The sequence below is a fragment of the Streptomyces sp. NPDC031418 genome (genome assembly GCF_055581605.1).
The window spans coordinates 226,335-251,091 of sequence record NZ_JBVIJC010000013.1 but is presented as its reverse complement, the minus strand read 5'-3'; the positions used below and the strand labels follow the sequence as shown (position 1 = coordinate 251,091).

Below are 24,757 nucleotides of genomic sequence, written 5' to 3'. Positions count from 1 at the left end.
GCTTTTTTTGGTAGTTTATGCCTGGTTTTTTGTGTTGGCGGGGTTTGCCAAGGAGAGGACGTGCGTTGTTTCCATGGGAAGCTGTGCCTCTTTTCTGTTTTTTGTTTTGGGGCCGGGGGGCGCCCCCCGAGCCCGGCTGCTGGTGGCGAGCGCCGGTCAGCCCGCGGCGGGCAGCATGAACTCGTAGACCAGTTCGTCCTGGTGGGCGTCGACCACGAGATCGGTGATCTCCAGCGGACGGGCGTACTGGTCGTGCACCCGCCGGGTCACCCGGACCGCGGCAGCCGCGCCCGACTGGCTGATGGTGTCCCGGTGGTGCAGGGTCAGACCGGCCTTGCGCATCCAGTCGTAGGCCCGCCGCAGCTGCGCGGGGGTGGCCCCGTCCGCCCGGTCCCGGTAGCGGGCCAGCTCGGCCACCTCGGCCAGGGCCACCGCGGAGAACGACGTCACCGCCGTCCGCAGAGTGCGGCCGTCGGGCGCGGCCGACCGGTAGCGGTGCACCAGCGTCGGCCGGTGCGGGGCCAGGTCCAGCGCCCGCGCGTGTTCCGGCGGCGGTGTCTCCCAGGTCACCGTGGCCCGGTCGACGGCACACGGATCCGCGGGCCGGGCGCCGACCGGGAAGGTCGGCGACCACGGCGCCCCCACGGGCCGGCCGGGCAGCGTGGCATGGCTGCCCCGACGGTCGGTGGCGACCAGACCGCCGCGGCGCAGCATGTCGAGCGCCTGCCGGACGGTCTCCCGGCTGACACCGAAGTGCGCCGCCAGGTGCCGTTCGCCCGGCAGGCGTTCACCCGGCGGGATGGTGCCGTCGCGCAGTTCGTCGAGCAGCAGCGTCGCGACCTGCGCATAGCGCGGGAGGTCCGCGTGCCGGGGGAGAGCGAGGGGGGTGGTGCGGGCCATGCCGCGCCTCCTGTTGGTGACCAGACGTAGCCGTGCGGGCTCATTGCGCGACCACACTTAGCATTGGTCTAAACCACAAGGGAAGGGCTGCCCGGCGGTTCGGCCGAAACCCGACCGCTCCCGGCCCGCGGACTCAGGCGTACGCGCGCAGCCAGCGCAGCTTCGCCGCCTCCTGGAAGGGGCCGCCGCCCTCGTGGTCGTTGAAGTCGTACACCTCGATCGCCTTGTCCTCGTGCGCCCAGGCGTTGAACGCCGCGAACACCGTCGACGGCGGGCAGGTCTGGTCCTCCAGGGCCGCCGAGAACAGCGCCGGCGCCCGGCCGCGGGCCGCGAAGTGGACCCCGTCGAAGTACGACAGCGTGCGCTGCACCTCCGCCGCACGGCCGCGGTGGGTCTTGAGGAACAGGCCTATCTCCCGGTACGGGTGACGGTCCGTCGAAACCGTCGCGCGCGGGAAGTCGCACAGGAACGGCACGTCCGGCGCGATCGCGGCCAGATCGGGCACCAGACCGCCCACGGCGATGGTGATGCCGCCGCCCTGGCTCCCGCCGGTCGCCACCGTCCGCGCCGCGTCGGTCAGCGGGTGCGACCGGGCCGCCTCCACCGCGCGCACGGCGTCCGTGAACACACGGCGGTAGTAGTAGTTCTCCGGCGCGTCGATGCCGCGCGTCATGAACCCCGGGTACGCCGGTGCGGCACCCACCGGGTCCGCCGTGCCGCCGCCACCGCCCCAGGCGCTGCCCTGTCCCCGGGTGTCCATGATGAAGTGCGCCCGGCCGGTCGACGCCCACAGCAGGTTCTCGTGCGGCAGCCCGCGGCCACCGCCGTACCCGATGAACTCCACGACCAGCGGCAGCGGTTCGGAGGCGCCGGCCGGCAGCTTCAGCCAGCCCTTGACGGGGTGGCCGCCGAACCCGGCGAACGTCACGTCGTACACCTCGACCGTGGACAGTCCGGTCTCCACCCGCTCGAAGCGGGCGTCCAGTTCGTGCTCGCGCGCCTGCTGGAGCGTCTTGTCCCAGAAGGCGTCGAAGTCCTCGGGTTCGATGGACTCACTGCGGTAGTCGCGGAGTTCCTCGAGGGAAAGGTCGAACAGGGCCATCGGCAACCGCCTTTGTGAAGAAGAGCGTGTCGGCTCACCGTACGCGGGTGATCGGATCACTGGCCAGGCCCAGGCCGAGTCATCGGTGTGGCCGTACGGCGGTTGCGGTGCTGGTCCAGGGGTGAGTAAGCGCTTGCTGAGTGGGGGTGTCCGGTGCTCCGGACGAGGGGGAGTGGTCGGGTCATTCGGGTGGGTCAGGTCCGCGGCTGCGTCCACTTCGGTCCGGTGCGCGCCCACTCCCGCTCCCACTCGGCCAGCCGGTGGCGCAGGGCGATCCGGCGCTCGACCGCGTGGCCGAGGAGGACCACGCCGGCCGCGCCGCCCGCCGCGCACAGACCGACGGAGACCGCGTGCTGCCACACCGCCGCGTCCCCCGGCGGAGGCGGCACGCTGCGGCCCTGGGCGTCGAACCACACGGGGACCACGTCCCCGGTCCGGCTCCCCGCCGGCACCCGGGCCCAGGTGGTGCGGGTGCCCTTGCCGGGCTCGGACCAGCGCACCTCGGCGCGGTAGGGGCGGGCCCGGTCGCCCTCGGCCGCGGACAGCCGCTGCGGCGGGTCGCCGATCACCGTGGCCCGCACCCGGTGCCGCTCGGCCCGCTGGGCCGCCGCGGCCGACGCGGCCTGGTCATGAGCGCGCAGACCCACGGCGACGCCCACCAGGGGCGCCACCACGAACAGCAGGACGGCGACGATCAGCACGGTCCACGCCTCCACGACGTCCGACCGGCGCCGCAGCGGATTGCTCCGCCAGCGCCAGCCATGCATCCGGGTCCGCATGTCCACCTCCGTGCCATCGCCGCGGCGGGAGCGGCGGACGGGCCGGTTCACCGGCCCGTCCGGACGCACAGCCGTGCACGAGCATCCACACCCGTCTCGTACCCCGTACGGCGCACCTCGCGCACATCCGGAACCGCGACTTCGGGCCCTTTGGAGCGCGGGGGGCGGTATGCGCCCGGCGCTCGCGCGGCCCGCTCGGCGGTGCGACCCGGCGCTCAGCCGAAGCGCTCGATGCGGATCCGCTCGACCGGCTGGCCCGCCGCCACCAGCAGCCGTGACGCGTGTTCGGCGAAGCCGTTGGAGCCGCACACATAGGCCTCCCACCCATGGGCGGGCTGCTCGGCCAGGAGCGGCGCCACATGTGCGGCCGTCATACGTCCCACCGCCACTCCGGGCGGGGCGCTGCGGGTGAACACGGGGGTCGTCTCCGCGCCCAGCTCGCGGGCGTAGATCAGCTCCTCCGGGCCGCGCGCCGACACCAGCATCCGCAGCGGCACGCTCAGACCGCGCGCCCGGTGGTGCCGCACCATCGACATCAGCGGTACGACCCCCGAGCCGGCGCCCAGCAACAGCGCGGGCCGGTCGCCCGGCCAGGCGAAGAAGCCGCTCAGCGGGCCCCGCACCTGCACCGTGTCCCCGGGCCGGGCCACCGTGTGGAACCAGCCGGAGACCTCGCCGCCCGGCGCGTGGTCCAGGGTCAGCTCCAGGTGCCCGGAGTCGTCCGGCGCGGACGCGATCGAGTAGTGGCGCTGCGCCGTGTACCCGTCCGCCGCGGTCAGCCGCAGCATCAGATGCTGCCCGGGAAGATGCCCGGCCCACCCGGGCACCGCCAGCCGGAAGGTGGCCGCGCGCGGCGTCTCGCGCCGGATCTCCGTCAGGGTGGCCGTCTGCCACGTCGTCGCCGTGCTCGTGCTCACCGCGATGCGGTCGGGCACGGCGAACCGTGTCGCGGGGCCGTTCGGGGCGGCCGGGGGTGTCGTCGTCGGATCAGTCACCGGAGTACCGCTGCTCCTCCCACGGGTTGCCGCGCGCGTGGTAGCCGTTGCGCTCCCAGAAGCCCGGCTCGTCGTGGTCGAGGAGCGTGATGCCTGCGATCCACTTCGCGCTCTTCCAGAAGTAGAGGTGGGGCACCAGCAGCCGCGCCGGGCCGCCGTGCTCGGGCGCCAGCGGCGCGCCGTCGTACTCCCAGGCGATCCAGGCCCGGCCGCCGGTGAGGTCGGCGAGGGGCAGGTTCGCGGTGTAGCCGGTGTGCGAGTACGCGAGGGCATGTGTGGCGGACACATGGGGCCGCACCCTATGGAAGAAGGCGTCCAGCGACACGCCGCCGAACCGCACGCCGAACTTCGACCAGCCGGTCACACAGTGGATGTCCCCGGTGTAGGCCGACGCCGGCAGGGCGTGCGCCTCCTCCCAGTCCCAGGTCCGTTCCTCCTCGACCAGGCCGTCGATGCGGAAGGACCAGTCGGCGGGATCGAGGTCGGGGGTGACCTCGGCGGACAGGACGGGCCAGTCGTCGCGCGCGTCGTACTGCCCCGGGGGCAGACCGGGGTTGTGGACGCGCGGACGGCCCGTGAAGCCTCGCGTGACGTTCATGGTTCAACCGTACGCTGCCACTCCGGCTGCTCCGTCCCTGGTCGGATCAGCTGTGCCCGCCGGCGGGCGGGCCCGCGTTGTACCGCTCCAGATAGGCCGCGAAGCGGACCAGGTCCGCCTCCGGCCAGTCCGCGAGCCGCTCCTGGAAGGCGGCCCGGCGGCTGCGGGTGACCTGGGCCAGGATCTCCCGGCCGGCCGCGGTCAGGTGCAGCACGTGCACCCGGGCGTCCTCCGTATCCGGCCGGCGCTCGATCAGTCCGGCCCGCTCCAGTGCCGCCACCTGCCGGCTCACCGTGGACTTGTCCAGGGCGTAGTGGGCCGCCAGGTCGGTCGCGCGGCAGCCGCCCTGCTCCTCCAGGTGGCTGAGCAGGGTGTACGACACCAGGGACAGCTCGGGGTGCATACGGCCCGCCGAGGCCCGGGCCCGGCGGGCGAACATGGTCATCTCGCGCTGGATCGCCTCCACGGCCGACTCCGCTGCGCTCACGGGAATACCTCCTCCGGCGTTCTAGTTGTATAGTACAACTTGAACTGAAAGTTGTATAAGCCAACCTTTGGAGGTCGCGCGCGATGAGGTCACCGGCACTGCGCCATGTGCTGACGCACCTGATCACCCCGCTGCTGATGTGCATAGGCATGGGGCTCGCCTACATGGGGGCCTTTGTGACCCCTGAGCCGCACCACATGCCCGTCGCCGTCGTCGGTGCCGGACCGCAGGCGAAGGTGTTCGCCCAGACGGTCAAGGACACCGCGGGGGACAAGCTCGACGTCCGTACCGTCGCCACCCGCGCCGAGGCCGTCGGCCTGCTCACCTCCCGGGATGTGACTGGTGCCTATGTGCCGAGCGCCAAGTCCCCCGAGCTGCTCGTCGCGAGCGCCGCCTCCGACATGGGGGCTACCGCCGTGGAGAAGGTTTTCACCCCGGTCGCCGCCAAGGAGGGCGTCCCGCTGAAGGTCACCGACGTGGCCGCCCCGGTCGCCGACGACCCCACCGGCCAGGGCCTGTTCTTCCTGCTGATCGCGCTCAGCATCGGCTCCTACGCCTCGGTCGCCGCCCTCGGCGCCGCCGGTGCCGCCCTGCCGATGCGGGTACGCGCACTGCTCGCGCTCGGTGTCTCCGCCGTCGTCAGCGGCATCGGCGCGCTGCTCGCCGGGCCGGTGTTCCACCTCGCGCACCACGACCTCGCGGGCGTGTGGGGCATGGCCTGGCTGTACTCGGCGGGCATCCTCTTCATCGGCGTCGGCCTGCACACCTTCCTGAAGCGGTGGACCACGCTGACCATGATGGTGCTGTTCGTGATGTTGAACTTCACGAGTTCCGGCGGCCTATTCCGACCCGAGCTCCAGAACGGCTTCTTCGGCACCCTGCATGCCTTCTGGAACGGTGCCGGCTTCGTCGAGGGCGTCCGCAGCCTGCTCTACTTCGGCAGCGACGGTCTCGCCCGCAACGCGTGGACCCTGGTGGTCTGGCTGCTCGCCGGCCTCGTCGTCACCGGGATCGCGGCCCTGTACGAGCGGCCCCGGCGGGCCCGGCACGCGGCCGGCCAGCACCCGGCCGGGGCCGCGGCCGAGACGGTACCGGTAGCGGCCAGCACCCCCGCCGAGGAGACCGAGGCGGCCGACGAGGCCGAGGAGGAGGTCGAGGAGACGGTCGGCGTCTGACCACGGCCGGCCGGAGACAGGGAGCGCACCGCTCGGAGACGGGCGGAGGCTCCCTGCCGGTCCGTCACCCCGGCGCCGACCCGATCCGCACCGCCCGTGCCCACGCCGGCGGCGCGGTCGGCTCGTCGTACGGGTCCTCCTCGCTCCAGCCCCCGGCGCGCGGGAACAGCCCCACCACCGTCCGGCAGGGCGGCCGCTCCTCGGGCCAGGGGGTCTGCCCGTCGGTGAGGACCACCACCACATCGGGCCGCTCCCGCAGCGCCCGCGCGAACCCCGCCCGCAGATCGGTCCCGCCCCCGCCCACCAGCTCGATACCCTCCGCCCGGCACAGCGGCTGCACGACCCGCGCCGCCGCATCGCACGACAGCACACCGACCAGGTCCCGCCGGCCACCCACGGCCCGGCCGATCGCGGCCACCTCCAGCAGCGCACTGCCGAGTTCCGCGTCGCTGACCGAGCCGGAGGTGTCGACCACCACACACACCCGCGGCGGCCTGCGCCGCAGGCTGGGCAGGACGACACCGGGCAGGCTCGCCGCACGCCGCGCCGGGCGGCCGTAGCTGTAGTCATCGCCCGCACCCCCGCCCGAGACCGCCGAGCGGACGGCCGCACCCAGCAACTCCCGCCAGGGCAGCGGCGGATGGAACACCTCCTCGGCCCAGCGCCGCCACCCCTTCGGAGCGTTGCCCGGGCGGCCGTTGATGCCCTGCGCCACCCGGAAGCGGACGGCGTCCCGCTCCTGCTCGCTCAGCCCGTGGGCGCCCTCCGGCCCGAGATCCCACTCCCGGGCGAGCCCGTCGGCGCCGCTGCCGCAGTCCAGCCAGACCAGCCCGTCCGGCATCGCGTCCAGCCGGATGTGCCGCAGATAGGCCTCCATCAACAGGCCCTCGGGCAGCCGCAGCCTCTCCGGGGTCACGGCGTCCGGGGGCCGTACCAGACCGTCGCCGAACACGTCGTCGTTGATCTCGCAGTCCGCGGCGATGTTCATCCGCAGCCGGTCCCCGCGACCGGTCAGGCCCTCCGCACGTGCCAGCCGGTCACCGCGGCCGTGATGGTCGCGCAGCAGATGGGCGACCTCGTGCACCCACACCCCGGCCAGCTCCTCCACCGGCATCCGGTCCACGAACGCCGGCGACACATAGCACCGCCAGTGCCGGTCCACGGCCATCGTCGGCACCTGCCGTGACGCCACCGGGTGCAGCGCGAACAGCGCCGTGGCCAGGTACGGCCGCACCCGGGCGGCGTACAGTCGCGCCGCGTACAGCTTGCCGACGTCGAGGACGGCCGCCGGATCCGGCGCCTCGGCCGTCCCTGGCGACCGCTCCGTCACGGGGTCCGGCGCCCCGGCCGTCATCGGCGAATTCTCCGTCACCGGATCCGGCGCCCCGGCCGTCATCGGCGATCCCTCCGTCACGGGATCCAGCGTCCTCGCCGTCATGGCTGTCTCCTCCCTCAGGGGCGTCCCCGCCGTCATCGGCGAACGCTCCGTCACGGGGTCCGGTGTCCTCGCCGTCCCGGGCGCCCCCTCCGTCCCGGGCGCCCCCGCCGTCCCCGGCGCCCCGGCGGTCGTCGGCGATCCCTCCCTCACGGGATGCGGCGTCCTCGCCGTCCCGGGTGTCCTTGCCGTCACGGCTGTCTCCGTCACCGGCGTCTCCACCGTCATCGGCGAACGCTCCGTCACGGGATGCGGCGTCGTCGCGGTCCCGGGCGTCCTCGCCGTCATGCCTGTACCCGTCGTCCCCGGCGCCCTCGCCGTCGTCGGCGAACGCTCCGTCACCGGCGCCCCGGCGGTCAATCGTGCCCCTGCGGTCCCCGGCGCCCCCGCCGCCCCCACCGCCCCCGCCCTCATCGGCGGCCCCCGCCGGTGAGCGCGGCCTTTCGGGCGGCCTCGTCGGCCCGGCGGGAGAGGGCCATGGCCGCGCCGAGCCGCTCGATCGCCGTCGGTACGTCCCAGTCGTCCCGGCGCAGCGCGGCCAGTGTGGTCGCGGGGACGACCACCACGTCCGGCGCCCCGCTCTCCATGGCCCGCACCAGCAGGGTCCAGGCCGCGTCCCAGCGGGCCCGATCCGGCCGGTTGCGGACCGCGGCCACCACCCCGTCCAGCACCGCCTGGCGCAGATCACCGCGTTCGGGCAGCTCCGCGGCCCGCGGGTCGGCGAGCAGCTGCTCGGGGTCGGGCAGGTCCATCCGGTCCAGGCTCGCCAGCAGCTCCAGGCCCGGGCCGTCCCCGACGGTGCCCCGGACCAGCAGCGCCAGCACGTCCCGCGAGGACCCGGCGGCGGTCGCGAAGGCGACCAGCCGCACGGTGGCCTCCCAGCTCCTCGGCGACGGCCAGGCGCCGCCCCGCCGGCTCTCCCCGCCGGGCAGCCGGTGCACCAGCCCCGGCCGGGCGGTGAGGAACCCGCACACCGCGCGCCGCGCGAAGTCCACCGCCTCCGGCAGCCGCTGCGGATCCAGCCGGGGCAGCGTGGCCAGCGGCCAGGTCCCGCCGAGGCCGCGTACGACGACGTCGGGATCGTGTGCCCACTGAAGATGCACGAACCGGTTGGCGAGCGGAGGGCTCAGCTCCCAGCCGTCGGCGGCCGAGGAGCGCGGGTTGGCGGCGGCCACGATGCGCACGCCGGGCGGCAGCCGCAGCGCGCCGATCCGGCGCTCCAGCACCAGCCGCAGCAGGGCCGCCTGCACGGCCGGGGGAGCGGTGGACAGTTCGTCCAGGAAGAGCAGTCCCCGCCCGGCCCGTACCAGCCGTACCGCCCAGTCCGGCGGGGCCATCGGGACTCCCTGCACGGCGGGGTCGTCTCCCACGACGGGCAGCCCGGCGAAGTCGGACGGTTCGTGGACGCTCGCGATCACGGTGGTCAGCGGGAGTTCCAGGGCCGCGGCGAGCTGGTTCAGCGCCGCGGTCTTGCCGATGCCCGGCTCGCCCCAGAGCAGCACCGGCAGGTCGGCGGTCACCGCCAGGGTCAGCGCCTCGAGCTGGGTGTCGGTTCGGGGCTCGGTGGTGGTGTCGCGCAGCAGGTCCAACAGGGCGTCGGCCACGGCGAGCCGGGAGGCGTCGGGGGCTTCGGGGGCGTCAGTGGGCAGGGCAGCGGAGACACAGGAAGGCATGGAGAGGTCACCTTGGGGTGTGAAGTGGGCGAAAGCGGAAGGGAGTTCAGTAGAAGGTGGCCGTGCTGCGGTACCGGCCCCGGCTGGGGCGGCGGTCCCGCACGGCCGAGGGCGTGCCACGGTCCCGGGCGGCGGATACGGTGCGGTCGGGGCCGGTCAGACCCGCCCGGTACAGCCCGTAGGCGATGCGGCGTTCGGCGGCCGCCGCCAGCTCGTCGCGCAGCGGCCCGTCCCGCAGGACGGCGCCGGGGCCCAGCAGGCCCTCGACCACGGCCAGCGCACCGGTGGTGTCGCCGTGGGCCAGGCGCTCCCGGACACCGGGCAGGCAGTCCGGGCGGCGGTGCGCCGCGTCGACGGCCCGCAGACAGGGCAGCGGCGGACCGCCGAACGCGGCCAGCAGCTCCTCGCGGCGGATCTCGTCCGGGTCGTGGTCGAGCGGCGCCAGGACGCCGTCGACCAGGCCGATCCGGTGCGTGGCGCCCCGGCACTCCACCCGGCTGGCCAGGTCCGCCGGGTCGGTGGCGCGGACCGTGCCGGGAGCCGGGTGGCCCGGGGCCAGCGCGGCGGCGACCAGCGGATGCAGCCGGTCCGCGCCGAGCAACCCGGCCCGCACCAACTCCAGGTCGGGCGCGACCCGGACGGCCGCGTCCGGCAACACGGGCAGCCCGCCGGTTCCGCCCGGCACGGGCCCGGTGACGGCCCGCAGCCCCGCCCACGGCGCGTCGGTGGCGAACCGACCGGGCCCGCCGCAGTGCCGGCAGACATCCGGGCCGGTCCGGAGCGGGTGTGCCGCCGGGGTCGCCCCGGCGGCATCCGGCCGGCCTGGGTGCCGCGACGGGCCCGCGCCGGAGTCGGCAGGCACCGGCTCCACCGCTCCGCCCCGGCCGGACCACCGTCCGCCTCGGCCGGACCACCCGGTGCGGAAGGCACCGCCGCCCTCCGTGTCCCCGGAGAGCGCGCATCGGGCTCGCTCCGCCACCGGGACGGACCCCACCGGCCCCGCAGACCTCACTGGCCCCACCCCCGATATCCGGCACACGCCGCAAACGGGCCCCTGTGGCACCAGCTCCAGCACCAGTCGGCGGCGGCTGCCCAGCCGTACCGTGAACGCGCCGTCGGAGCGGCCCTCGGCTTGGCACAGGAGCGCCGCCTCGGCCGCCCAGCGGGCCACGGCCCAGCCGAGCCCCGGCGGCGCCAGGCCCAGCGGGTCGAGGTCCGGTGGCGCCGGTCCGTCCGCGCCCGACCGGATCCGCAGCTCCAGGTGTCTGCTCGCGTCCCACAGGTGGCGGTGCAGATCGAGCCGGAAGCGTCGGTGCGGACGGGGACGCGGATGGCCGCCGTCCGACGCCCCGGCCGGGTCCCACAGCGCGAGGCTGATGCGCTGGCCGCCGTCGGCCCAGGCCGGGGCGGTACGGGCGACGAGGTGGACGGCGCCCTCCCGGCCGGAACCCGGGTAGCGGGCCAGTGTGAGTGTCAGCCCGGGGCGCAGCAGCCCGTCGGGCGCGACCCTCGGCATGTGCCAGCGCAGCAGGTCGGGCGCGAGCCGGCGGAGGTCGGCGCGGACCAGGGACGCGAGTTCGCGGCCGTGGACCCGGGCGACGGAACGCAGATCGAGGTCGACGTCGACCCGGGCCGCGGCGCAGGCTCCGGCCCAGTCACCGGCCTCACGGCGGCCGGCGGCGGCCTCGATCATGGACGGTGGCACCGCGTACTCGCGTACGCGCAGCCACAGGGAGAGGCGGGAATCCTCGTGCACGGTCGGGATGAGCATCAGCGCTCACCTTCCGTGGACGGGACCCCCCATCTGTCTGCTCGGTGAGTCGTCATCGCGGGGAGCGTAGTTCTCCGGCCGGGCACCGCGCCAGCGCTTTTTCCGGGCCCGGCGCGCCGGGGGAACGGCCGTGCGGCTGGGGTATGGTGGCCCTCCGGCCGCGGACCGTGCGGCCCCCGTCGCCGAGGAGGTGGGACCCATCACCGCTGTGCCAGCCGGGGTGCTCTCTCTTCCCGACGGCGCGGTGCACCGGCACCGGTGACCGCGGGAGCGCCCCCCTCTCGCGCTCCCGAAAGGCTCAAGGCTTCCGTGCCCTCTTCCGTGCCCTCTCTTCCCAGTGCCGCCCCGCTGTCTCCTGTCTCCCCGCTGTCCCCTGCCGACCCCTCCGCCGTCGTCGCCCGGCTCCGCTCCGCCGGATGCGTCTTCGCCGAGGACGAGGCGGAGTTGATCCTCGCCACCGCCCGCGGCCCCGAGGAGGCCGCCGCGATGGTGGAGCGGCGGGCCGCCGGACTCCCGCTCGAACAGGTCCTCGGCTGGGCCGAGTTCCACGGACTGCGGATCGCCCTGGAACCAGGCGTGTTCGTGCCCCGCCGCCGTACCGAGTTCCTGGTCGAGCAGGCGCTGGCCGAGGCACCGTACGCGACCGTGGTCGTCGACCTGTGCTGCGGCTCCGGTGCGCTCGGCGCGGCCCTCGCCGCCGCGCTGGACGGCGCGGAGGTGCACGCGGCCGACATCGACCCGGCCGCCGTACGCTGCGCCCGCCGCAACCTCACCGCCTTCGGCGGCCACGCCCACCAGGGCGACCTGTACGACGCGCTGCCCGCCGGACTGCGCGGCCGCGTCGGTGTGCTGACCGCCAACGTGCCCTATGTGCCCACCGGCGAGGTTCCCCTGCTGCCCGCCGAGGCCCGCGACCACGAGCCGCTGGTCGCCCTGGACGGCGGCGCCGACGGGCTCGATGTGCTGCGCCGGGTCGCCGCCGGGGCGCCCGAGTGGCTCGCGCCCGGCGGCCGCCTGCTCTCCGAGACCAGCGAGCGCCAGGCACCGGCCGCCGTCCAGGCCTTCACCGACGCGGGCCTGACGGCCCGTCTGGCCGTGTCGGAGGACTTTCCCGCGCACGTCGTGATCGGCGTACGGCGCTGACCTCCGCGCCGGCTAAGGCAGTTCCTGCGCCCGGGCGATGAGCAGGGCCACGTCGTCGTGGTTGTCGGGGTGGTGCAGGGTCCGCAGCAGGAAGTCGCAGACCTCCTCCAGCGGGCGCGCGGGGTCGTCGAGCAGGGACAGCAGGAAGTCCAGGCGCTCGTCCAGCGAGTGACGGCGCGTCTCCACCAGCCCGTCGGTGTAGAACACCAGCACGTCGCCGGGCTCGAAGTCGACGGTCACGGTGGAGAAGGCGACCCCGCCCACGCCCAGCGGCACCCCGGTGGGCAGGTCGAGCAGTTCCGGCGGGCGGCCGGGCCGGATCCGGGCCGGCGGCAGATGGCCGGCGTTGGCGATCCGGCACTGCCGCAGATGCGGGTCGTGGACGGCGTACACACAGGTCGCGATGGAGTGGTCCAGCGCCGAGGTCGTCTTGTCCAGGTGCTCCAGCAGCCGCGCCGGGTCGAGGTCGAGCGCGGCCAGGGTGGTGGTCGCCGTCCGCAGCCGGCCCATGGTCGCGGCGGCGCTGATGCCGCTGCCCATCACATCGCCCACCACCAGCGCGGTCTTGCCGCCCTCCAGCGGGATGACGTCGAACCAGTCGCCGCCGACCTCGCTGGTGGCCCCGGCGGGCTGGTAGCGCGAGGCCACCTCCAGGCCGGTGGTGACCGGGGGATGGCTGGGCAGCAGACTGCGCTGAAGGGTGAGCGCCGTGTTGCGGGCGTTCTGGTACCAGCGCGCGTTGTCGATCTGCACGGCCGCGCGGGCGGCCAGCTCCCGCGCGAGCAGGACGTCGTCCTCGTCGAACGGCGCCGGATTGCGGGTGCGTTTGAGGTCCAGGGCGCCGAGCACCTCGCCGCGCGCGATCAGCGGCACCGCGAGATACGAGTGCAGTCCCGCCCGGCCGAGCAGCGCGGCCGCCTCGGCGGAGCGGGCGATGCGCGGCAGATCCTCGTCCTTCACCTGCGGCACCAGCACCGCCTCACCCGTACGGACGCACTCGGTGACCAGGCGGTCGGGGGCGTACCGGGCGATCTGGCCGGGCGGGTCGGCGGCCCGGACCGCGTCCGAGTCGTCCTCCGGGCGCACCGCCAGCGCCCGGATCACCGCGGACTCCGCCGGGCCGAGCGTGCTGCGCCGGCCCCCCACCACCGCCTCCAGCAGGTCCACCGCCGCCACGTCGGCGAGTTCGGGTACCGCGACCTCGGCCAGCTCGCAGGCGGTGCGCTCCAGCTCCAGCGTGGTGCCGATGCGGGCGGAGGCGTCGGCGATGACGGCGAGCCGGCGCCGGGCCGCCTCCGCCTCCAGGGCGGCCCGGTGCTGCTCGGTGATGTCGACCACGGAGACGGCCACGCCCAGCACGTTGCCCATCGCGTCGTCGAGCCGGTACAGCGAGTGCACCCAGGTGTGGTCGTGGTCCGGGTCGGCGGGGGTACGGCCGATCGTGGTGTCGTCGATCACCGGTACGCCGGTCTCCAGCACCTGCCGGGTTCCGGCCTCCACCGGGCCGGAGTCCAGCATCGGCAGCACCTCGTGCAGCCGGCGCCCGATGTGCTCGGCGGCCGGTACGCCGTTGATCTTCTCCAGGGCCGGGTTGACCGAGACGAACCGCATCTCGGTGTCCAGGACGGCGTAGCCGATCGGCGACTGCTTCACCATCCGCTCGGACAGCGCGACGTCCTGCTCCAGCCGCCGTACGGTCGACTGGTCGGCGGCGAGGCCGAGCGCGTACACATCGCCGCGGTCGTCCAGCAGCCGCATGTTGCGGAACTCCACCAGCCGGGTGCTGCCGTCCTTGTGTCTGACCGGGAAACCGCCGGCCCAGCTCTGTCCGGTGCGCATGACATCGGCGAAGAGCTTGCCGACCAGCTCGCTGTGGCGCTTGTGCACCATCAGCCGGGCGGCGTACTGACCGAGGGCCTCCTGCGCGGAGTACCCGAACAGCTCCTCGGCCTGCGGGCTCCACAGCACGATCCGGCCCTCGGTGTCCAGCACGACCGACGCCACGCCGAGCACGTCGAGCAGGCCGCCCGGCCGCAACGGGCCGCGTGCCGGCTCGCCGCTGTCCGCTGCCGGAGCCTCGGCTGCACTCATGCCCCGCACCGCCTTCGCCCGTTCGTACGGCACGCCGTCCCCCGTGCCGACTCCCCTTGTCCTGCCGTGCTCACACCGACTCTCCGCCGCCTTGACCGGTCTACCTCCACCATCTCTCACCACGCGGCGGACGTCCGCCGGAAGCAGCCTGCCGCCGTACACGCGTGCGGGGGCTCCTGTCGAGACCGTACAGCGTGATCCCGCGGGCCGTGAGAGTTCACGCTCATGTTGCTCCATTGGTCTGTACATGACTATCGCGCCACGCCAGACTGTCCGCCGACCGAGTGCCCCCACCCCTGCCCGAGGAGTTGGCCATGCCCGCGTCCGCCCGGCAACGTTGCCATGGAGTCCTCGCCGGACTCGTCACCCTGGCCACCGCCGCCGTCGTGTCCCTCGCCGCACCCGCACCCGCCTTCGCCGCCGACACCTGGACCGAGACCGGCTCCGACCGGGCCGACCCGCTGACCGAGAGCCAGGGACTCGCCTCCGTGGAGGTCCCGGCGAACAGTCCCAACCACTACACCGGCATCGGCACCATCCCGCTCGGCGTCTCCCTGCGCGGCTGGAACCACGTCGGCGACCCCGACGCCTCCTACGAGGGCTACTACATCGAGCCCTACCAGCAGGACTCCGGCAACTCCAAGATGTTCCGCGTGCAGAGGCCCGACGGCGCCTGGTCGGAGTACGTCCACACGCTGAGCCCCGGCGAGGCCCTGAACAACTCCTGGGACGCGATCTCGCCCGACGGCCAGTGGATGCTGTCCGGCGAATGGGGCACGATGACCCGCTTCCTGGTCTTCCCCACGCCCGGCGAGAACCCCGCCACCTCGCCCGGCGCGAACCTCCCGCAGGCCTCGACCGTCGTCCTGGACCACGCCGTCCGCGACGTCCAGGGCTGCGACTTCTCCGGCCCGACGACGCTGCTCTGCTCCTCCGACGACCCGGACGGCAGCCTCTTCGGGATGACCAAGCCGCTGCTCCAGGTCGACCTCTCCGCCCCGCCGAACGGCTCCGCCGACGTCACCGGCCATGTGACGGCCCTGCGCCCGCTCCCGCTGCGCAGCTCCTGCTCCGGCACCTTCGAGAGCGAGGGCATCGACTACGACCGCCGTACCGGTGTGCTGCGGGTGATCGTGGTGTCCCCGGGGTTCTGCGTGCTCACCGACAGCAAGACCTACACATTCTCCCGTGGCTGAGGTGTGCGCGGCCGCGGGTGGTGTTTTCCTGGGGTTGGACGCGGTGTGCCGGGGTACCCCGTGCCCTCGCGGTACGGCAGGAAAGGAGCGGTCATGACCCACACGGAGCGGTCGCATCCGGAAACCGTCACGGTGGAGATCAGCGGATGCTCCAAGGAGGACGCTCGCATCGTCTTCGATGCGCTGAACTCCTGCTTCGCGTCCGACCGGGGCGCGGACGAGGTCCCTCAGCAGTTGCACGAGACCCGGCCCATGGTGTGGCTGGGTACCTATGACGTGGCGGAGGCCCGCGGGCGGGACTGTCCGCCGGTCGAGCTGCACTCGCCGGTCCAGGCGGACGTCCAGGGCGGCTACTGGGCCGTGGACCGGTTCCGGCACACCCTGGACGCCATCTTCAGCGTCGAGGAGACCTGCACGGCCTCCGGCGACCAGGAGCGGGACCTCCACCTGCGGCTCCAGAGCCGCTGACGACCCCGCTCCCCGGGTCCTACGCCCCGGCCGGCTCCGCGCCGGCCGGGGCGTACTGCGCCAGCCCGTCGCCGAAGGACCAGTCGACGTCGGTGTTCTCGGTGAGCGTGACGACGACGTTGTGCGGCGCGGTGCCGGTGCGCTCGTGGACCAGCTCGGCGATCCGCCGGTACAGCGCCCGCTTCCGCTCCGGACTCCGTCCGGCGCGCAGGGTGATCGCCACGAACACCGCCGAGGCGTCCTTCGGCAGGCCCAGGTAGCTGTCGTAGCGCAGGGTGCCGGTGACGCCGTCGTGGCCGGTGAGCACCTGGAAGCGGTCGTCGGGCGGCACGCCGAGGGTCTCGGTCAGTGCCTCGTGGACGGCGTCGCCGAGGGCGCCGAGGCGGGCGGGGTCGGTGCCGAGCGCGTCGATGCGGACGAAGGGCATGGCGGTACGTCCTTTCCGGAACGGTCTTCCGCGAGCTCTGTACATACTAGTAGGTACAGAGTGGCCGGTGTCACCCCTCCGTGGTTATGCAACTAGTTGCACAAAGATAGGGGCGTCCTCTACAACAAGAGACGACCACACCCCGCACGGAGGGCCCCATGAGCCGTTACCCCCATCTGCTGACCCCGCTCGACCTCGGATTCACCACGCTGCCCAACCGCGTGCTCATGGGCTCCATGCACGTCGGCCTGGAGGAGGCCGAGCGTGGCTTCGAGCGCATGGCGGCCTTCTACGCCGCCCGTGCGCGCGGGGGAGTGGGACTCATCGTCACCGGCGGCATCGCCCCCAACGACGAGGGCCGACCGTACGAGGGCGGCGCCAAGCTCACCACCGAGGCCGAGGCCGAGCAGCACCGCGTGGTCACCGAGGCCGTGCACCGCGAGGGCGGCCGGATCGCGCTCCAGATCCTGCACTTCGGCCGCTACGCCTACCACCAGGACCTCGTCGCACCGAGCCCGCTCCAGGCGCCGATCAGCCCCTTCGTACCGCGCGAGCTGACCGACGCGGACGTCGAGCGCACCATCGACGACTACGCCCGCACCGCCCGCCTCGCCCGGCAGGCCGGCTACGACGGCGTGGAGATCATGGGCTCCGAGGGCTACCTCATCAACGAGTTCATCGCCCGGCAGACCAACCAGCGCACCGACCGCTGGGGCGGCTCCTACGAGAACCGGATGCGCTTCCCGGTGGAGATCGTCAAGCGGGTCCGCGAGGCCGTCGGCGAGGACTTCATCGTCATCTACCGGCTGTCCATGCTGGACCTGGTCCCGGGCGGCTCCACCCTGGACGAGGTGATCACCCTCGCCAAGGAGATCGAGGCCGCCGGGGCGACCCTGATCAACACCGGTATCGGCTGGCACGAGGCCCGCATCCCCACCATCGCCACCTCCGTTCCGCGCGGCGCCTACACCTGGGTCACCAAGAAGCTCATGGGCGAGGTGTCCGTGCCCCTGGTGACCACCAACCGCATCAACACCCCCGAGGTCGCCGAGGAGCTGCTCGCCGGCGGCTACGCGGACATGGTGTCGATGGCCCGCCCGATGCTCGCCGACCCCGACTTCGTCGCCAAGGCCGCCGCCGGCACACCGGACGCCATCAACACCTGCATCGGCTGCAACCAGGCCTGCCTGGACCACACCTTCAGCGGCAGGATCACCTCCTGCCTGGTCAACCCGCGCGCCTGCCACGAGACCGAGCTGGTGCTCTCCCCGACCCGGCTGAAGAAGCGCGTCGCGGTCGTCGGCGCGGGCCCGGCCGGACTCGCCTGCGCGGTCTCCGCCGCCGAACGCGGCCACGCCGTCACCCTGTTCGACGCGGCGAGCGAGATCGGCGGCCAGCTCAACGTGGCCCGCAAGGTCCCCGGCAAGCAGGAGTTCGACGAGACGCTGCGCTACTTCCGCCACCAGCTCTCCGCGCACGGTGTCGACGTACGCCTGGACACCTGGATCACCGCCGCCGACCTGGACGGTTACGACGAGGTCGTGGTCGCCACCGGGGTCACCCCGCGCACCCCGGACATCTCCGGCATCGACCACCCGCGCGTCCTCGGCTACCTCGACGTGCTCCGCGACGGCGCCCCGGTCGGCGAGCGCGTCGCCGTGCTCGGCGCGGGCGGCATCGGCTTCGACGTCGCCGAGTACCTCACCGACGGCGGCGACAAGGCCCACGAGGACCCGGAGACCTACTTCCGCGCCTGGGGCGTCGACATGGACTACCAGGCCCCCGGCGGGCTCGCCGCCCCGCACCGGCCGGCCCCGCCGCGCCAGGTCCACCTGCTCCAGCGCAAGACCAGCAAGGTCGGCGCCGGCCTCGGCAAGACCACCGGCTGGATCCACCGCACGGAACTGAAGCACCGCGGCGTCACCATGGTGCCGGGCGTGCGCTACGACCGGATCGACGACGCCGGCCTGCACATCACCGTCGGCGAGGAGAGCACGGTCCTCGAGGTCGACACCGTGGTGCTGTGCACCGGGCAGGAGCCGCGCCGGGACCTGTACGAGGAGCTGGTCGCCGCCGGCCGCAGCGCACACCTGATCGGCGGCGCGGACGTGGCGGCCGAGCTGGACGCCAAGCGGGCCATCAAGCAGGGCACCGAGCTGGCCGCGGCCCTGTAGGACGGCGGCCGTACGTCCCTAGGATGAGCCCATGTCTCTCCCGCACGCGATCCTCACCGCCCTGCTGGAAAAGCCGTCGTCGGGGCTGGAGCTGACCCGCCGGTTCGACAAGTCGATCGGCTACTTCTGGTCCGCGACCCATCAGCAGATCTATCGCGAGCTGGGGAAGCTGGAGGCCGAGGGGCTCATCCGCACCCTGCCGCCGGAGCAGCCGGTCCGCGGGCAGAAGAAGAGCTACGAGGTCCTGCCCGCGGGCCGTGCCGAGCTGGCCCGCTGGACCGCCGCCGCGCAGGATCCGAAGCCGCAGCGGGACCCGCTGCTGCTCCGGCTGCGCGCCGCCGCGGTCGTCGGCGCGGCCGGTCTGGGCGACGACCTGCGGCGCCATCTGGAGCTGCACCAGCGGCAGCTGGCCGAGTACCAGGAGATCGAGAAGCGGGACTTCCCGCCGGACCGGGACGCCCCCGAGGACCGGCTGCGCCATCTGGTGCTGCGGGCCGGCATCGACCTGGAGACCTTCTGGACCCAGTGGCTGAGCCACGCGGTGGCGGAGGTCGCCGGGCTGCCGGACGCCGACTGAACGCCGGGCGGGCGGTCCGTCAGAGGCGGTACGGCTTCGAGCGCCGCCGCAGCACCCAGCCGGTGGCGATGACCCCGGCGCCCACCAGGGCGGCGCCGATGCCGAGGGTCAGCGGACCGTAGTCACGGGCGGCGCCGCCCAGGCCGCCCATCACGCCCCGGGACGGCGTCGGCGTGGACGTCGACGAGATCGTCGGCCGGCTCGGTGACGACGACACGATCACCGACTGGGTGCCCGCCGTACTGCCGCTGGAGCAGACCACGACCACCGTGTACGTCCCCGGGCTCACCTGGGTCCAGGCCGCGGACTGGCTGATGGTGGTGCCCGCCAGCGCCACCTGACGGCCCTGGGAGAAGTTCGCCTGGCGGCTGGTGAGCAGGGCCGCGGTGCCCCAGCTGCCGTTGATCTGGGTGCACGCGCTGGTGACCACCGAGACGGTGGAGCCGGTGGTGCTGACGGAGATGCCCGATGCCGCGGCGGACGGTCCGGCGAGTGCGGCCGGGAGCGTGGCGGCGGCCGCCAGGGTCAGGCCGCAGCGGAGCGGAAGTCTGGAGTTGCGCATCGTCTGGCCTCCAGCGGCACGGTTGGCGGTACGTCCCATGCGCCGCCGAGGGTCGGGAAACGTCCGTGCTGCCTCAGTGGCAGCCAACGCGGCCCGGGACCCGCCCGCACACGGAGCGCACCCGGCCAGGTGACGGATTCCACCGTCCGGCGCACCGCGGCCCGCCGAGGGGGTGCGGGAGTCAGCCGGCTGTGCGCACGGTCCGCTGCGCCGTCCAGCCGCCCCACGTCCCGTCCGGCAGCCGCGCCCGCAGCCGTACCCGGTGCTCCTGTCCGGCGGTCCGGCCCGCGTAGAAGCTGTAGTGCGCCCGGCCGCGCGGCGGAGTGCCGCCCCACACCAGCGAGGTGGCCGTGGCGTCGTCGAGCCGCACCTGGTACTCCGTGACGACGCCGTCCACGCGCGGCGGGTCCCAGGCCAGGTCGAGGTAGTAGGCCCCGTCGGACCGGTGGGCCGTGGCGGTGAAGCCGGTGGGCGCGGTGTCCCGGCCGTCGTCGCTGCCGGGCGTGGTCAGACGGACGGGCGTACTCGCCGGGGAGGCGTTGTCCGCGGCGTCCCTGGCCCGGACCGTGAAGACGTACCCGGTGCCGGGGCGCAGCCCGGTGACCACGGCGGTGGTCCGGTCGCCGCCCACCCCGTGGATCTTCACCCCGCCCTGGCAGATGTCGTACGACACCACGCCGCGGTCGTCCCGGGACGCGCCCCAGGACAGCCGCACGGCCCGGCTGCCGAGGGCCCGGCCGCTCGGCAGCCCGGGCCGGGTCGGGGCGGTGCGGTCGGCCGCCGCCAGGGCGGGGGTGCGCGCCCTGACCGGCCGGCTCGGCGGTCCGAGCCGGCCGTCGGTGTCCCGGGCCCGCACGGAGAACGCGTACATGGTCGACGGCCTGAGCCTGATGACGTCCACCATGTGCTGTGAGCCCGGTACTTCGGCCGCTTTCGTGGTGCCCCGGTATACCTCGTAGGAGCGGATGCCCGGGCCGTCCGTGACCGCGTTCCACATCACGTGCACGGTCGTGGCGCTGCCCGCCGTCGCGGTGACCCCGGCCGGGGCGCCGGGCATACGGCCGTCGTCGCCGGCGGCGGCCCCGCCCCAGCCGCACGCCGCCACCAGCAGCAGAGCCGCACAGACCAGGGCGAGCGGAACGGGCACGCGGCGCACGGCGTGTGCCTCCCCGGGGACGGTGCCGGTATCCCACGGCAGGACGGGAAAGGTCCGGACCAATATGGCCCCGCTGGTGCGGCCGGGGCAAGAGGGCCGCGTTGGTGGGCGGCCGGAGCGGTTCCGTATGCTGAGTCTCCCTACGGCTGAACTCCCGGGCAGGGCAGGGAAGTTCATGCCTTTGGCGCGGACTCGCTGTCGTCGCCGGTACCGCGCCGACGCGGGCGGCCGGGGTCCGGAGCCGCACCGGCCCGGACCCCGACCCCTGTTGTCCGCCCGCTGTCCAGTGCCACGGCCCCGGGTGTCGCCTCACGGGGTGTCAGACGCGTGCTCCATCCGGCCTCTTCGGAGCGGTCCTGACGGCCGGGTGCCCGGCGCCGCCCCACAGTGGCCTGGAAGTCTCCACCGTCCCCGAGGAGAGAGGCCCACCCCACGTGCGTGTGCGTGTCCCGACGCTGACGCTGGCCGCGGCCGGCGCGGTGCTGCTGGCCCCGGCCGCCCTGCCCGCCCCGGCCTCCGCCGTCCCGGCCCGACAGGGTCCCGCCCGCAGTGAGGGCGCCGTCACCGCCGCCGACCTGCTGACCCGGGTCGCCGAGTGCGTCCGGATCTCCCACGGCCGGTACCGCACCGACGCCGACCGCCCCGCGACCGTCCCCGTCTGCAACACCCGGACCGCCGTCTTCTGGAAGGCCGATCTGGACATCGACTGCGACGGCCGGCCCACCACCCGCTGCAACAGCCGCACCGACCCGCTGTTCGCCCCGACGACCGCCTTCCAGCAGTCCGACGGACGCCATCTGAACGCCGAGACACTGCCCTACGTCGTCGTCCCGGCGCCCAGCCCCCTCTGGGACTACCGCGCGCACGGCATCCGGGGCGGTTCCGTCGCCGCCGTCGTCTACCGGGACCGGGTGCAGTACGCCGTCGTCGGCGACACCGGCCCCCGCGACCTCATCGGCGAGGCCTCCTACGCCACCGCCCTGGGCCTCGGCATCCGACCCGACCCCCGCGACGGAGGGGCGGACTCCGGCGTCACCTACATCATCTTCAAGAACTCCCACGTCGACCCCATCGAGGACCACGCGGCGACGGCGACGACGGGCGAGCGCCTGGCCAGACGCTTCACGACCGACGAGTGACCCGGGGCCGCCCGGCGCCGGGAACTGCTTGGCCAGGTGGGCCGCGGGGCGGTCCCCTGGCGGAGGGGGAGGGGCGTGGCCAGTCGTGACTGGTCCGTCGGCGAGTACCGGCCGCCCCTTCAGGACGGCCGACGTCGTGGGTCGGCGTGGGCGAGCAGGGTTGCGGGCCATACGCCGGCGGGGAGTGCGCGTACCCGCCGCCGGGTGTGTCCGTTCAGTCAGGGGGCTGGAGTCGTGGGCGAGCGCGGTCCGGCAGGGATGGGTGTGGGCGTCCGGCGTCCCCCGGTGCCGACGTGAGGCGGAGTCCCGCAGGGCGTTCGGCGGGCGGCCACGCGCACCCGGTTCCGGTGGTCGTATGCCTCCACGGCCGGCGCGTCCGACCGGGGTCTGGCGCGGGGGACAGGGCACGTGCAGCCGACGCCTGTCCGTCGGCGAGCACCGGCGCGGGCCCCCGCCGGGGGAAAGAGCGCCTGCACCGGCTGCCAGGGCGGGGCCGGGTACGGCCTGGCAGGGCGCCCGTGTCGGTGTGGGTGGAGCCCCCCGCAGGGAGTTCGCGGCCGGTGTCAGGCCTTGCGGTAGTCGTACGCCTCCGCGGCCGCGGCGGCCACCGCGGCCAGGTCGGCGCCGGTGGATGCCGTGACCACCGCGGCCACCGCTCCCTCGAGGAAGGGCGCGTCCACCAGCCGGGTGTTCTCCGGGAGTTCGTCGCCCTCGGCGAGCAGCGCCTTCACGGTGAGCACCGCGCTGCCGAGGTCGGTGAGCACCGCCACCCCCGCTCCCCGGTCGACCGAGGCCGCGGCGGCGGAGATCAGCTCGGCGCTGGTGCCGAGCCCGCCGCCCTCGGTGCCGCCCGCCGGAGCCACCGGCACCGCGGTGGCCCCGCTCGCCAGGCCCTTCGCCAGCTCGGCGACGGCCGCGGCCACCTCCGCGCTGTGCGACACCAGCACGATTCCGACCAGCTTCTCCTCAGCCACCCGTCAGCCCTCCGCGGTGTCGGCGAGGGCCGCGATCAGCAGCGCGGACGAGGTCGCCCCCGGATCCTGGTGGCCGATGCTGCGCTCCCCGAGATAGCTCGCCCGGCCCTTGCGGGCTTGCAGCGGAACGGTGGCCTCCGCACCCTGCTCGGCGGCGGCCCGCGCCGCGGCGAACCCGTCCCCGAGCGCGTCCACGGCCGGCACCAGGGCGTCGATCATGGTCTTGTCGCCCGGCGCGGCCCCGCCGAGCGCCATCACCGCCTCCACGCCCGCCCGCAGTGCCTGGGCCAGCTGCTCCTCGCCGACCTCGGCGGCGTCGCCGAGCGCTTTGCCGGTCTTGCGCAGCAGCGTGCCGTACAGCGGTCCGGAGGCGCCGCCGACCGTCGAGATCAGCTGGCGCCCGGTCAGCATCAGCACGGCCCCCGGAGTGGCCGGCGTCTCCTTCTCCAGGGCGGCCCGCACCGCCGTGAAGCCGCGCTGCATGTTGTTGCCGTGGTCGGCGTCGCCGATGGCCGAGTCGAGGGCGGTGAGCCGTTCCGCCTCGCGGTCGACGGAAGCGGCGGCCGCCGTCATCCAGCGGCGGAAGAAGTCGGCGTCGAGCACTGGATCTCCTTGCGTGGTAGGGCGGTTGACCGATGTGCCGGAGGTGTGGACGGCCTCGTCCGCCCGCTCACATCCCCCAGCGCAGCGCCGGGGTCTTCACCGGCGCGTCCCACAGCCTGAGCAGCTCCTCGTCGACCTGGCACAGCGTCACGGAGGCGCCCGCCATGTCCAGGGAGGTGACATAGTTGCCGACCAGCGTGCGGGCCACCGCCACCCCGCGCTCGCGCAGCACCCGCTGCACCTCGGCGTTGAACCCGAACAGCTCCAGCAGCGGAGTCGCGCCCATGCCGTTGACCAGCGCCAGCACGGGACCGCGCGGCGGCAGGTCGTCCAGGACGGCGTGCACCGCGAAGTCGGCGATCTCCCCGGAGGTCATCATCGGCCGCCGCTCCCGGCCCGGCTCGCCGTGGATGCCGATGCCCAACTCCAGTTCGCCCTCGGGCAGATCGAAGGTGGGGCTGCCCTTCGCCGGGGTCGTACAGGCGCTGAGCGCCACCCCGAAGCTGCGGGAGTTCTCGTTCACCTGGCGGGCGACGGCCTCCACCCGCTCCAGCGGCTGCCCCTCGGCCGCGGCCGCGCCCGCGATCTTCTCCACGAACAGCGTCGCCCCGGTGCCGCGCCGCCCCGCGGTGTAGAGGCTGTCGGTGACGGCCACGTCGTCGTTCACCAGCACCTTGGCGACCTGGATGCCCTCGTCCTCGGCCAGCTCGGCGGCCATGTCGAAGTTCAGCACGTCACCGGTGTAGTTCTTCACGACGAACAGCACCCCGGCGCCGCTGTCCACGGCCGCCGCCGCCCGGGCCATCTGGTCCGGCACGGGCGAGGTGAACACCTCGCCGGGGCAGGCGGCGGACAGCATGCCCGGGCCGACGAACCCGCCGTGCAGCGGCTCGTGCCCCGAGCCGCCGCCCGACACCAGCGCGACCTGCCCGGCCACCGGCGCGTCGCGGCGCACGATCACCCGGTTCTCCACGTCCACCGCCAGATCCGGATACGCGGCCGCCATCCCCCGCAGCGCGTCGGCCACAACGGTCTCCGGCACGTTGATCAGCATCCTCATGGTGTCTCCTCGGCAGCTAGGCGCTTGCGCCCTGGACCTGCCTTTTCGCAGGTCACCGGCGTTCATGACGGTTCTTGATCCTGGCGGTTGGTCGGAGTGTCGGAGCGGGTCCCCTGCTGGAAGTATCGACCTTGCACCGGCGAAGGTCACCTCCGGCCACCGGATCATGGCCGAGGCGGCCTGCTGCCCGGACGCGGGGGGGGGGGAGGGGGGGGGGAGGGGGGGGGGGGGGGGGGGGGGGGGGGGGGGGAAGGGGTGGGGGGGGGGGGGGA

24 protein-coding genes are annotated in these 24,757 nt (G+C 74.1%); 8 read left to right on the top strand and 16 right to left on the bottom strand.

Annotated elements, in window-relative coordinates; genetic code table 11:
* Positions 1-156 precede the first annotated feature (156 nt).
* The 6 genes from ACZ5CZ_RS21705 to ACZ5CZ_RS21680 all read right to left on the bottom strand — a co-directional run bounded on the left by ACZ5CZ_RS21705 (position 157) and on the right by ACZ5CZ_RS21680 (position 4,861).
* A complete protein-coding gene (locus ACZ5CZ_RS21705; RefSeq protein ID WP_385841235.1) occupies positions 157-900 on the bottom strand; it encodes a GntR family transcriptional regulator in 744 nt (247 codons plus the stop codon).
* A 133-nt stretch (positions 901-1,033) separates the two neighbouring features.
* A complete protein-coding gene (locus ACZ5CZ_RS21700; RefSeq protein ID WP_385841234.1) occupies positions 1,034-2,002 on the bottom strand; it encodes an acetylxylan esterase in 969 nt (322 codons plus the stop codon).
* Positions 2,003-2,196: 194 nt separating this feature from the next.
* Positions 2,197-2,781 (bottom strand): Rv1733c family protein, encoded by a 585-nt coding sequence (locus tag ACZ5CZ_RS21695; protein ID WP_468945070.1) that lies wholly within the window; start codon positions 2,779-2,781, stop codon positions 2,197-2,199.
* A gap of 215 nt (positions 2,782-2,996) precedes the next feature.
* Positions 2,997-3,776, bottom strand: coding sequence for a ferredoxin reductase (locus tag ACZ5CZ_RS21690; protein WP_468945067.1), 780 nt, complete (start codon positions 3,774-3,776; stop codon positions 2,997-2,999).
* Complete coding sequence (locus ACZ5CZ_RS21685) at positions 3,769-4,374, bottom strand: sulfite oxidase-like oxidoreductase (protein ID WP_385841231.1); 606 nt, start codon at positions 4,372-4,374, stop codon at positions 3,769-3,771. Before ACZ5CZ_RS21685 ends, ACZ5CZ_RS21690 begins: the two co-directional genes overlap by 8 nt.
* A 46-nt stretch (positions 4,375-4,420) precedes the next feature.
* On the bottom strand, positions 4,421-4,861 hold the full coding sequence (locus tag ACZ5CZ_RS21680) for a MarR family winged helix-turn-helix transcriptional regulator (protein ID WP_385841230.1): 441 nt from the start codon (positions 4,859-4,861) through the stop codon (positions 4,421-4,423).
* 83 nt (positions 4,862-4,944) lie between these two features.
* Here ACZ5CZ_RS21680 and ACZ5CZ_RS21675 point away from each other — a divergent pair, with 83 nt between their 5' ends.
* The gene (locus tag ACZ5CZ_RS21675) at positions 4,945-6,036 is read left to right on the top strand and encodes an ABC-2 transporter permease (RefSeq protein ID WP_468945063.1); all 1,092 of its coding nucleotides are present in this window, start codon (positions 4,945-4,947) and stop codon (positions 6,034-6,036) included.
* A 64-nt stretch (positions 6,037-6,100) separates the two neighbouring features.
* Here the strand turns inward: ACZ5CZ_RS21675 and ACZ5CZ_RS21670 are convergent, their stop codons facing one another.
* On the bottom strand, positions 6,101-7,474 hold the full coding sequence (locus ACZ5CZ_RS21670) for a vWA domain-containing protein (protein ID WP_468945061.1): 1,374 nt from the start codon (positions 7,472-7,474) through the stop codon (positions 6,101-6,103).
* Here ACZ5CZ_RS21670 and ACZ5CZ_RS21665 point away from each other — a divergent pair.
* The gene (locus ACZ5CZ_RS21665; protein WP_468945059.1) at positions 7,473-7,904 is read left to right on the top strand and encodes a hypothetical protein; all 432 of its coding nucleotides are present in this window, start codon (positions 7,473-7,475) and stop codon (positions 7,902-7,904) included. The genes ACZ5CZ_RS21670 and ACZ5CZ_RS21665 overlap by 2 nt on opposite strands.
* Here ACZ5CZ_RS21665 and ACZ5CZ_RS21660 read toward each other — a convergent pair.
* Positions 7,882-9,144, bottom strand: coding sequence for an AAA family ATPase (locus ACZ5CZ_RS21660; RefSeq protein WP_468945056.1), 1,263 nt, complete (start codon positions 9,142-9,144; stop codon positions 7,882-7,884). The two genes, ACZ5CZ_RS21665 and ACZ5CZ_RS21660, sit on opposite strands and share 23 nt — an antisense overlap.
* 46 nt (positions 9,145-9,190) lie before the next feature.
* Complete coding sequence (locus ACZ5CZ_RS21655) at positions 9,191-10,915, bottom strand: hypothetical protein (protein ID WP_468945053.1); 1,725 nt, start codon at positions 10,913-10,915, stop codon at positions 9,191-9,193.
* 348 nt (positions 10,916-11,263) lie between these two features.
* On the opposite strand from ACZ5CZ_RS21655, the gene ACZ5CZ_RS21650 reads away from it, so the two are divergent.
* Positions 11,264-12,058: a putative protein N(5)-glutamine methyltransferase gene (locus ACZ5CZ_RS21650; protein WP_385841353.1), complete on the top strand. Its 795-nt coding sequence runs from the start codon at positions 11,264-11,266 to the stop codon at positions 12,056-12,058.
* A 12-nt stretch (positions 12,059-12,070) separates the two neighbouring features.
* Here the strand turns inward: ACZ5CZ_RS21650 and ACZ5CZ_RS21645 are convergent, their stop codons facing one another.
* Positions 12,071-14,149, bottom strand: coding sequence for a SpoIIE family protein phosphatase (locus ACZ5CZ_RS21645; RefSeq protein ID WP_468945051.1), 2,079 nt, complete (start codon positions 14,147-14,149; stop codon positions 12,071-12,073).
* Between the two features lie 314 nt (positions 14,150-14,463).
* On the opposite strand from ACZ5CZ_RS21645, the gene ACZ5CZ_RS21640 reads away from it, so the two are divergent.
* Both ACZ5CZ_RS21640 and ACZ5CZ_RS21635 read left to right on the top strand, forming a co-directional pair.
* Positions 14,464-15,345 carry a hypothetical protein gene (locus ACZ5CZ_RS21640; protein ID WP_468945048.1) on the top strand — a complete coding sequence of 294 codons (882 nt, stop codon included), beginning with the start codon at positions 14,464-14,466 and terminating at the stop codon, positions 15,343-15,345.
* Positions 15,346-15,438: 93 nt separating this feature from the next.
* On the top strand, positions 15,439-15,813 hold the full coding sequence (locus ACZ5CZ_RS21635) for a hypothetical protein (protein ID WP_385841223.1): 375 nt from the start codon (positions 15,439-15,441) through the stop codon (positions 15,811-15,813).
* A gap of 19 nt (positions 15,814-15,832) precedes the next feature.
* Here the strand turns inward: ACZ5CZ_RS21635 and ACZ5CZ_RS21630 are convergent, their stop codons facing one another.
* The gene (locus tag ACZ5CZ_RS21630; RefSeq protein ID WP_385841222.1) at positions 15,833-16,240 is read right to left on the bottom strand and encodes a tautomerase family protein; all 408 of its coding nucleotides are present in this window, start codon (positions 16,238-16,240) and stop codon (positions 15,833-15,835) included.
* A 158-nt stretch (positions 16,241-16,398) separates the two neighbouring features.
* Between ACZ5CZ_RS21630 and ACZ5CZ_RS21625 the strand changes: the two genes are divergently transcribed.
* The gene (locus ACZ5CZ_RS21625) at positions 16,399-18,414 is read left to right on the top strand and encodes an oxidoreductase (RefSeq protein WP_468945045.1); all 2,016 of its coding nucleotides are present in this window, start codon (positions 16,399-16,401) and stop codon (positions 18,412-18,414) included.
* 31 nt (positions 18,415-18,445) lie between these two features.
* Complete coding sequence (locus tag ACZ5CZ_RS21620) at positions 18,446-18,991, top strand: PadR family transcriptional regulator (RefSeq protein WP_468945042.1); 546 nt, start codon at positions 18,446-18,448, stop codon at positions 18,989-18,991.
* 19 nt (positions 18,992-19,010) lie between these two features.
* Here ACZ5CZ_RS21620 and ACZ5CZ_RS21615 read toward each other — a convergent pair whose 3' ends face one another.
* Together ACZ5CZ_RS21615 and ACZ5CZ_RS21610 are read right to left on the bottom strand one after the other, a co-directional pair.
* The gene (locus ACZ5CZ_RS21615; RefSeq protein ID WP_385841219.1) at positions 19,011-19,553 is read right to left on the bottom strand and encodes a hypothetical protein; all 543 of its coding nucleotides are present in this window, start codon (positions 19,551-19,553) and stop codon (positions 19,011-19,013) included.
* Between the two features lie 181 nt (positions 19,554-19,734).
* Positions 19,735-20,709, bottom strand: a complete 975-nt coding sequence (locus ACZ5CZ_RS21610; RefSeq protein ID WP_468945038.1) for a fibronectin type III domain-containing protein — start codon at positions 20,707-20,709, stop codon at positions 19,735-19,737.
* Between the two features lie 440 nt (positions 20,710-21,149).
* Between ACZ5CZ_RS21610 and ACZ5CZ_RS21605 the strand changes: the two genes are divergently transcribed.
* Positions 21,150-21,848, top strand: a complete 699-nt coding sequence (locus tag ACZ5CZ_RS21605; protein ID WP_468945090.1) for a glycoside hydrolase family 75 protein — start codon at positions 21,150-21,152, stop codon at positions 21,846-21,848.
* Positions 21,849-22,411: 563 nt separating this feature from the next.
* On the opposite strand, the gene ACZ5CZ_RS21600 is transcribed toward ACZ5CZ_RS21605, so the two are convergent.
* The 3 genes from ACZ5CZ_RS21600 to dhaK form a co-directional block, all read right to left on the bottom strand.
* Positions 22,412-22,822: a PTS-dependent dihydroxyacetone kinase phosphotransferase subunit DhaM gene (locus ACZ5CZ_RS21600; RefSeq protein ID WP_385841217.1), complete on the bottom strand. Its 411-nt coding sequence runs from the start codon at positions 22,820-22,822 to the stop codon at positions 22,412-22,414.
* A 3-nt stretch (positions 22,823-22,825) separates the two neighbouring features.
* Positions 22,826-23,425, bottom strand: coding sequence for a dihydroxyacetone kinase subunit DhaL (gene dhaL, locus ACZ5CZ_RS21595; RefSeq protein WP_385841216.1), 600 nt, complete (start codon positions 23,423-23,425; stop codon positions 22,826-22,828).
* 67 nt (positions 23,426-23,492) lie between these two features.
* Complete coding sequence (gene dhaK, locus ACZ5CZ_RS21590) at positions 23,493-24,485, bottom strand: dihydroxyacetone kinase subunit DhaK (RefSeq protein WP_385841215.1); 993 nt, start codon at positions 24,483-24,485, stop codon at positions 23,493-23,495.
* Positions 24,486-24,757: the final 272 nt, after the last annotated feature.